At 44.4% G+C, this 7,380-nt stretch carries 8 protein-coding genes; 1 reads left to right on the top strand and 7 read right to left on the bottom strand.

What is annotated here, in order from left to right; translation table 11 throughout:
- Positions 1-168: 168 nt before the first annotated feature.
- On the top strand, positions 169-1,758 hold the full coding sequence (gene gadC / locus BWI44_RS11880) for a glutamine/gamma-aminobutyrate antiporter GadC (RefSeq protein ID WP_044533581.1): 1,590 nt from the start codon (positions 169-171) through the stop codon (positions 1,756-1,758).
- Between the two features lie 230 nt (positions 1,759-1,988).
- Here gadC and BWI44_RS11885 read toward each other — a convergent pair whose 3' ends face one another.
- The 7 genes from BWI44_RS11885 to BWI44_RS11915 all read right to left on the bottom strand — a co-directional run.
- The gene (locus BWI44_RS11885) at positions 1,989-2,930 is read right to left on the bottom strand and encodes an NAD(P)H-dependent flavin oxidoreductase (protein ID WP_044533580.1); all 942 of its coding nucleotides are present in this window, start codon (positions 2,928-2,930) and stop codon (positions 1,989-1,991) included.
- Positions 2,931-3,111: 181 nt separating this feature from the next.
- Positions 3,112-3,795, bottom strand: a complete 684-nt coding sequence (locus BWI44_RS11890) for a DUF4858 domain-containing protein (RefSeq protein WP_195209672.1) — start codon at positions 3,793-3,795, stop codon at positions 3,112-3,114.
- A gap of 12 nt (positions 3,796-3,807) precedes the next feature.
- Positions 3,808-4,350, bottom strand: coding sequence for a DUF4943 family protein (locus BWI44_RS11895; RefSeq protein WP_044533578.1), 543 nt, complete (start codon positions 4,348-4,350; stop codon positions 3,808-3,810).
- An 18-nt stretch (positions 4,351-4,368) separates the two neighbouring features.
- Positions 4,369-5,505 carry a putative outer membrane beta-barrel protein gene (locus tag BWI44_RS11900; protein WP_195209673.1) on the bottom strand — a complete coding sequence of 379 codons (1,137 nt, stop codon included), beginning with the start codon at positions 5,503-5,505 and terminating at the stop codon, positions 4,369-4,371.
- Positions 5,492-6,043 carry an RNA polymerase sigma factor gene (locus tag BWI44_RS11905; protein ID WP_044535038.1) on the bottom strand — a complete coding sequence of 184 codons (552 nt, stop codon included), beginning with the start codon at positions 6,041-6,043 and terminating at the stop codon, positions 5,492-5,494. Before BWI44_RS11905 ends, BWI44_RS11900 begins: the two co-directional genes overlap by 14 nt.
- Before the next feature lie 211 nt (positions 6,044-6,254).
- Positions 6,255-6,929 carry a hypothetical protein gene (locus BWI44_RS11910; RefSeq protein ID WP_286813916.1) on the bottom strand — a complete coding sequence of 225 codons (675 nt, stop codon included), beginning with the start codon at positions 6,927-6,929 and terminating at the stop codon, positions 6,255-6,257.
- Positions 6,930-7,024: 95 nt separating this feature from the next.
- On the bottom strand, positions 7,025-7,380 hold a 356-nt coding region (locus BWI44_RS11915), incomplete at its 5' end, for a nicotinate-nucleotide diphosphorylase (RefSeq protein ID WP_502688834.1).

The following is a 7,380-nucleotide window of genomic DNA, read 5'->3' on the forward strand; positions in this document are numbered from 1 at the left end:
GATTTAATATATTACTGATTTCTGTCTGATTGCCCTAAAACGTCTTGCACAAGACATTTGTTTAAGTGTTAATTTACCAACTTTCACTTTATCCCCGAAAACAACTCTACCGGGTCGTTGTTATAGAGACTGATTTTAAAACATATTTTTCACCTAAAACCTTAACTTATGGCAAATATTAAACAAACAGTGAAGCTGGGTGTGTTCACCCTCGCAATCATGAATGTAACAGCAGTAGTATCCCTACGTGGACTACCTGCCGAGGCCGTGTACGGAATGAGTTCGGCCTTTTACTATTTATTTGCAGCTATCGTATTCCTTATACCGACATCACTTGTCGCTGCGGAATTGGCTGCGATGTTCCAGGACAAACAAGGTGGTGTGTTCCGCTGGGTAGGCGAAGCCTACGGTAAGCGGCTCGGTTTCCTTGCCATCTGGGTGCAATGGATTGAAAGTACCATCTGGTACCCCACCGTATTGACATTCGGTGCCGTATCCATCGCCTTCATCGGAATGAACGACGCGCACGATATGTCGTTGGCAAGTAACAAGTACTACACACTCGCCGTAGTGCTCATCATCTATTGGCTCGCCACTTTCATCTCATTGAAAGGTATGGGATGGGTAGGTAAAGTTGCCAAAGTCGGTGGTATGGTTGGTACCATTATCCCGGCAGCCTTGCTGATTATCCTAGGTATCATTTATCTGGCTACAGGCGGACACTCCAATTTGGACTTCCACAGCAGCTTCTTCCCCGATCTGACGAACTTCGACAACGTCGTACTCGCCGCAAGTATCTTCCTCTTTTATGCCGGTATGGAAATGGGCGGTATCCACGTTAAGGATATAGAAAATCCCTCCAAGAATTATCCGAAAGCAGTATTTATCGGTGCAGCTATCACAGTTATCATTTTCGTGCTGGGTACTTTCGCACTGGGTGTTATCATTCCGGCCAAAGACATCAGTCTGACACAAAGCTTGCTGGTTGGTTTCGACAATTACTTCAAGTACATCCATGCTTCCTGGTTATCACCGATCATCGCTATCGCTCTTGCATTCGGTGTGCTGGCAGGTGTATTGACTTGGGTTGCCGGTCCGTCCAAAGGTATTTTTGCCGTAGGTAAGGCAGGTTACATGCCCCCGTTCTTCCAGAAGACAAACAAACTGGGTGTACAGAAGAACATCCTGTTCGTACAAGGTGGTGCTGTAACAGTATTGAGCCTCTTGTTCGTAGTAATGCCTTCCGTACAGAGTTTCTATCAGATCCTGTCACAGTTGACAGTAGTTCTTTACCTTATCATGTATATGTTGATGTTTACAGGAGCTATCGTATTGCGTTACAAGATGAAGAAGTTGAACCGTCCGTTCCGTATCGGTAAGAGTGGTAACGGTTTGATGTGGTTCATCGGCGGACTCGGTTTCTGTGGTTCTCTGTTGGCATTCATCCTGAGCTTTATCCCGCCCAGTCAGATTTCAACGGGTAGCAATACAGTTTGGTTCTCCGTATTGATTATCGGTGCCATTGTTGTAGTGGCAGCTCCGTTCATCATTTACGCTTGCAAGAAACCGACTTGGGTTGATCCGAACACTAACTTTGAGCCCTTCCATTGGGAAGAACAACCAAAAGTTGCAGCAAGCGCAGCAACAACCACTGCAACAGCAGCAGGCACAACAAGCACAGCTACGGCAACACCAACTGCAAATCCTACCGTAAATACAACTAGTACAACAAATAATTCCGGTACACCTAAATCATAGGGTCGTAATCGGAAAACATGAAAATGGGACTGTACAGATTGACGTACAGCCCCATTTTTTTCATTTTGGGCGGTAAGAAAGTGAAATGACTCCATTTCATTCCCTCTATTCAAAAAAAAATTCGTCCCATGAGATGAGTCTTTTCGCCTCACGAGACATTTATTTTTGCCTCATGGTACGGATTTTTTCATCTCATGGGACGAATTTCGTCGTCTCATGAAGCTAAATTCTTATTCCTTTAGCGCATCCCACGCTCTTTTATATCCTTCCGTCAGTTCCTGCATCACTTCAGCAACCGTCTCTATCTGTTTACCGTAAAGCAGTGCAGAAGCCTGACCAATCTCTAGTTCTCCTTCTTCCAAGTCTCCATAGAAAATCCCTTTCTTGGCACGTCCATGAGCCAGAAGGATACGAAGTTCATCTTGTGTAGCCCCCACTGCTTCGGCCGCCTCTACAGCGTCACGGAAATTATTCCGTACCAAACGTACCGGAGCGAGCTTCTTCAACAACAGGCGGGTATCCCCTTCCTGCAAACGCAGGCAATATTCCTTATAATATTCATGAGCAGAACTTTCTTGAGTCAATGCAAAACGCGTACCTATTTGCACCCCTTCTGCTCCCAGCACCCGGGCAGCAAGCATAGCCTCGCCTGTAGCAATTCCTCCGGCAGCAATCAATGGTAAAGTAGTAGCAGCACGTACGGCAGGTATCAGGCACAAAGTGGTAGTCTCTTCCCTTCCGTTATGCCCGCCGGCTTCGAAGCCTTCGGCAACAACAGCATCCACACCCGCCTCTTCGGCTTTCATCGCAAAGCGGGAAGAACTGACCACATGTACCACTGTCACTCCCCGCTCTTTCAGCCATCCCGTCCATTTGGCAGGGCTTCCGGCGGAAGTGAAAACTATATTGACTCCTTCCTCTACCACTATCTGCATGATTTCTTCAATCTGCGGATACATCAATGGAATATTGACTCCAAAAGGATTATGTGTAGCAGCATGACATTTACGGATATGCTCACGTAACGTTTCAGGATGCATAGAACCTGCACCAAGCAAGCCCAATCCACCCGCATTACTCACTGCCGACGCCAAGCGCCAGCCACTGCACCAAACCATACCACCTTGGATTATTGGATATCGAATCCCGAAAAGGGAAGTTATTCTGTTCATAGTCTCCTACATTTAGGTATTATTAAGGAAGAAACAAGAAAAAAGGGCGAAAGGTTCGGAGGAAAAGGCGATATGTCATAAAAACTACACCCGGAAATACGAATATACAATATACGCAAACCGAGTGCACAAATTATACAAATGAAGATTTAGACAATTATCCCTATCACAAATCTTTTCCTTAATTTTTAATCGCCTTGACAGGCTCTTTAATCAACACTGTAGTCGAGTCCCCGTATGCACGGAGCACTTCTAGAGTACGGGCACGGCGCTTACGTCCTTTGACATTCCAGAATTCTTTTGTAAAAGGTGTCATAAAATCACCGGAGAATCCCGAACCGCCACTGGCACCCTGCCAGCTACCCACGGCCATATTATTTGCACGTTCCGTCACTCGATAACGCAATCCGGTTGCTTCTATCTCATCTATGCTTTTACGGATACCCTTTTCTAAAGGAGTCTTCGCCCAATCAGAATAAACACGAAGCATTTTAAGTTCGTAAAAAGGATCTCCTCTCCACGTGTTCTTATCTATTTTAATTTTCTTCTGATACACCGGATCCCAGTTATACTTCGTATTTGCTGTATATGGACGCAAGGTAAGAATAACTTTCTTCTTCGGTGTATTTGGTATTTCGGGAAGTGTTGTATTGAAATCCAGCCATTGTCTTTCCAGCGACATCTGTTGTTTGCCCAGAGGCTCCTGTACTCCCATTTCTTTCAGTACTTCCGGATTCAGCTTAATCTCTCCTTCTCCGTCCAATAGACGGCGCAATCGCAGAGAGTCCTGAGGTGTCCAGTTCTGGGCGCAAACGGGAAGGACTACTACTAAAAGCAGTCCGATTATAGTGCAATATATTCTCATTTATTTATTTTCTTACCACCACATATATCCGCTTCCACAAAGCGGTTCATCATAACAAGGATCTATGGTCCACATCGTACGAGGGTATTTGCGGTTTTCCCACCAGCGGCGATAACGGGCAGAAGCATCCAGAACTTCATCATCCGACAAGAAGTAAATGCCTTCATAATTCTCTGCATCCGCATGTACCATTTTGCATCCCATCGAAGCATTCTGCCCCAGACGGATTGTTTCTACTGTCCACAAGATACATTCACCTAAACGAAGCTTACCACCTGCGGAATAAGAAACCGGAGCCAGCGGAAAAGAAGGAATTACCATCAAATCTTCGGCATACTTCAACAAGTCCCCTATGTCATCAACAGTAAACCGAGGGATAGTGTTCAGCCCTTCCGGACTTTCAACAGAATATTTTCCGACCTTCAGTTGCTTAACGAATAAATCCACGTCAGGATTATTGTAGTCCAACGTCTCTTCTGCGCATGACACAAAAGAAAGAGAAAAGAAGAATATCAAAATGGCCATTACGGCACGTATATTAGAAATTGCTTTCATTGTTGCATTGTATTAAGGTTAATATGTCATACGAACACCGCAAAGTAGATTAAGGTTCGTTGGACGTTCCGTTCGCAGCATTTTTGTTTGCGAATCCGTATCAAAATGATGAGATACCGTAGGCTCTGCAAACAGAGCAATCCGATCGTTCAACTTATAACGGACTCCCAGACCTGCCGCAACGGAAAGTTGTACAGGCTCTGCTTCAAAACCATTGTCCCTGGCTCCGGATATGCATTTCTCGGCAGCACCACCCAATGTAGCGTAAAAATCTACTCTAGAGTTGCTTGCCAGTATTGCATTCAGTTTCACCGGAACAGCCAGTGTATGTATCGTATGATCTCCGTCAAGACGGTTGTATTGCAAACCTGCCTCCAGAGAAAAATGTTTGCTCAAACGACGTTCGGCAGAAACTCCTGCGGTGAACGGCATTCCGAAATCTCCCTTTGGCAACGATGTACCTATGCCTGCTTTGAAAGCCCATTTTTTAGCAGAACCACCCGCATTGGTAACGGGGAGTGCTTTATCGGAATCTGAGCCAAATTCTGTATTAGAATTTGTAGCAGTAGGATCAGTAGTTGTGGCACGATGATTATTTTCATTCCTTGATGAAGTTGTTTGACCATACATTCCATTACCTTGGTGGTGATTGCCATATACACGTTGGGAAATTGTAATGGAAACAGTAACAGATACAGTTTCTTCATCATCACCATTCGCAGCAAGTATGGTACCGGATGATGTTGGTGCCGGATGTTTATGCCCCGGAGTCTGCGCTGTAGGTTTAGTCTCATGAATAGAGGGGAATTTTTCCTGTACCACATCTCCGTTCAGTTTACCTTCCGGTGTCAGCGTAGCTACCTTGGTGAATGCTTCCTGAATCTCATCTTTCGGAGAAAAATACCAGAATGCAGCGGAAGCAGCTCCAAGCACTAATACTACAGAAGCAGCCGCAGCCACCCGATAGAAGCGTGGAGTAAGGACGGAACGTTTCTGCTTCTGTCCGAAAGCAACAGCTGCAGAAGTATTGGTTGCATCGGTTTCAACTTTTGACAGGTCGCCTTTCAGCTCCTCCCAAAAGCCATCCCGCACCGTCATCTCTGCACCAGAGAGACGACTGCGGAACAAACCGGTTATTTCATCATTTCCTTTCATACTCTGTATATTCTTTAATTCTTTTTGCTAACAAATTCTTGGCGCGATGCAGTTGCGAAGTGGATGAATGTACCTTAATCCCAAGCATTTCCGCTATTTCCTTATGTGATTTCTCTTCAAACACATACAAGTTGAAAACGGTTCGGCATCCATCAGGTAATTCTGCCACAAATGCCATCAACTGCTGTTCAGAGAGGCAGCTACCGCTATCTGCTATACTTGCTTCGTCGGGTATGTCAGGCAATTGTTCTTCGTTTACCACCAGTTGGGTGATACGCTTCTGCTTTCGCAGATAATCTATTGCCTGTGTCACCATTACTCTTGTTACCCACGTTGCCAACGCACATTCGCCCCGGAAAGTGAAATGGGTAAAGATCTTGATGAACCCATCGTGCAATACGTCATGAGCGGCATCTTCATCGCCCGTATAGCGGTAGCATACCGCAAGCATCTGCTTGGAATAAAGGGTATACAGCTCCTTACGTGCGGAATCCTTTCCTGCCCGGCAGCCCTCTATCAGTTCTATTTCATTTTCCAATGTCAGTGCTCTTTTTACGGACGCCTCTTCGCGTCGTTTGTTAGTTAGACGCAGCTTTCCGTAGAATGCTGCAATGTTATATCTAAAAAGAAGTTAAAGAATGGAGATTATTTACCATCTCCCAATCTCCAGCCTTTAATCGCAGACTTTATCTTATCTATATTTCCCATAACCGTTTATTTAGTTCCATATCTCTGTTCAATAGCTCGGATCATCTTATAAATCTCTTGCTCCACACTTTTTTATAACTGGAATGGAAATACTCCATAGGCGTTCTCATGAAATTGCGTACCGTTTTATCCGAAAGATATATTTCCCACATTTCATAGCCGCCCTCCAACAACGAGTTAAACTGCTCATCGGTGAGTGACAGATGGAAAGGGTTAACAGCCTGCCCCTTCATATCATAATATTCGGTTATGAGGGTTCTAAAACTTTCCAACCTTTCATAAACCTCAATTAACGACAACAGAAATTCCTTATCTGATATCTTCTGCATCAACATCGAATTTTTCAGCAGGTCCATCGCATTCCGGCGACAAGAGAAAACACGGAAATGCCCCAAAATAAAACCAAATTGCCTTAACGAGTCTTCGGGTATCATCCGGAATTTCATATCATGTTCCATAAGGAGAGTAGAAATACGTTTATCCTTATTAAATTCCGACATAACATCTTCAAACTGATCCTGATTGCTTTTCAATTCATCCCTAATCAGCAGCATAGTAGATTTAATGTCTTTCTGCTCAGAACAACGAGTGACCAGTTCACTGCCGACAAAGGTTATCAGCACACCAATCACAACAATAGAAGTTTGCCGTATATACTCGCCAGGCTTCCAATTTCTGATAGTCGTTTTTACCTTCTTCCAATCTATCTTTACCATACTTCTTAAATGTATCAGAAGTAAAAAGCCTCCCATAAAGATTGAAACTTATGAGAGGCTTCCTACTATTTTCTAAATACGGCCTTCCGCCCTTGTCAACATGCCTTAAAACTCATATCCAGTCCTTTTACAGAATGTGTCAGAGCACCTACAGAGATAAAGTCTACGCCACATTCGGCATAGTCACGCAGTGTATCAAAAGTAATGCCACCTGAAGACTCGGTTTCATAACGACCGCCCACCATATCCACAGCCTTCTTTGTCATTTCAGGCGTGAAGTTATCAAACATGATACGGTCTATGCCACCAAGATCAAGCACTTGTTGCAACTCATCGAAGTTACGTACTTCAATCTCTATCTTGAGGTCTTTTCCTTTTTCCTTGCAATATTCTTTAGCACGATTGATAGCCTTGTCGATGCCTCCGGCAAAATCCACATGATTGTCTTTCA

It is taken from the genome of Bacteroides sp. Phil13, from assembly GCF_001940965.1.
In the GTDB taxonomy this organism is placed as follows: Bacteria; Bacteroidota; Bacteroidia; order Bacteroidales; family Bacteroidaceae; genus Bacteroides; species Bacteroides intestinalis.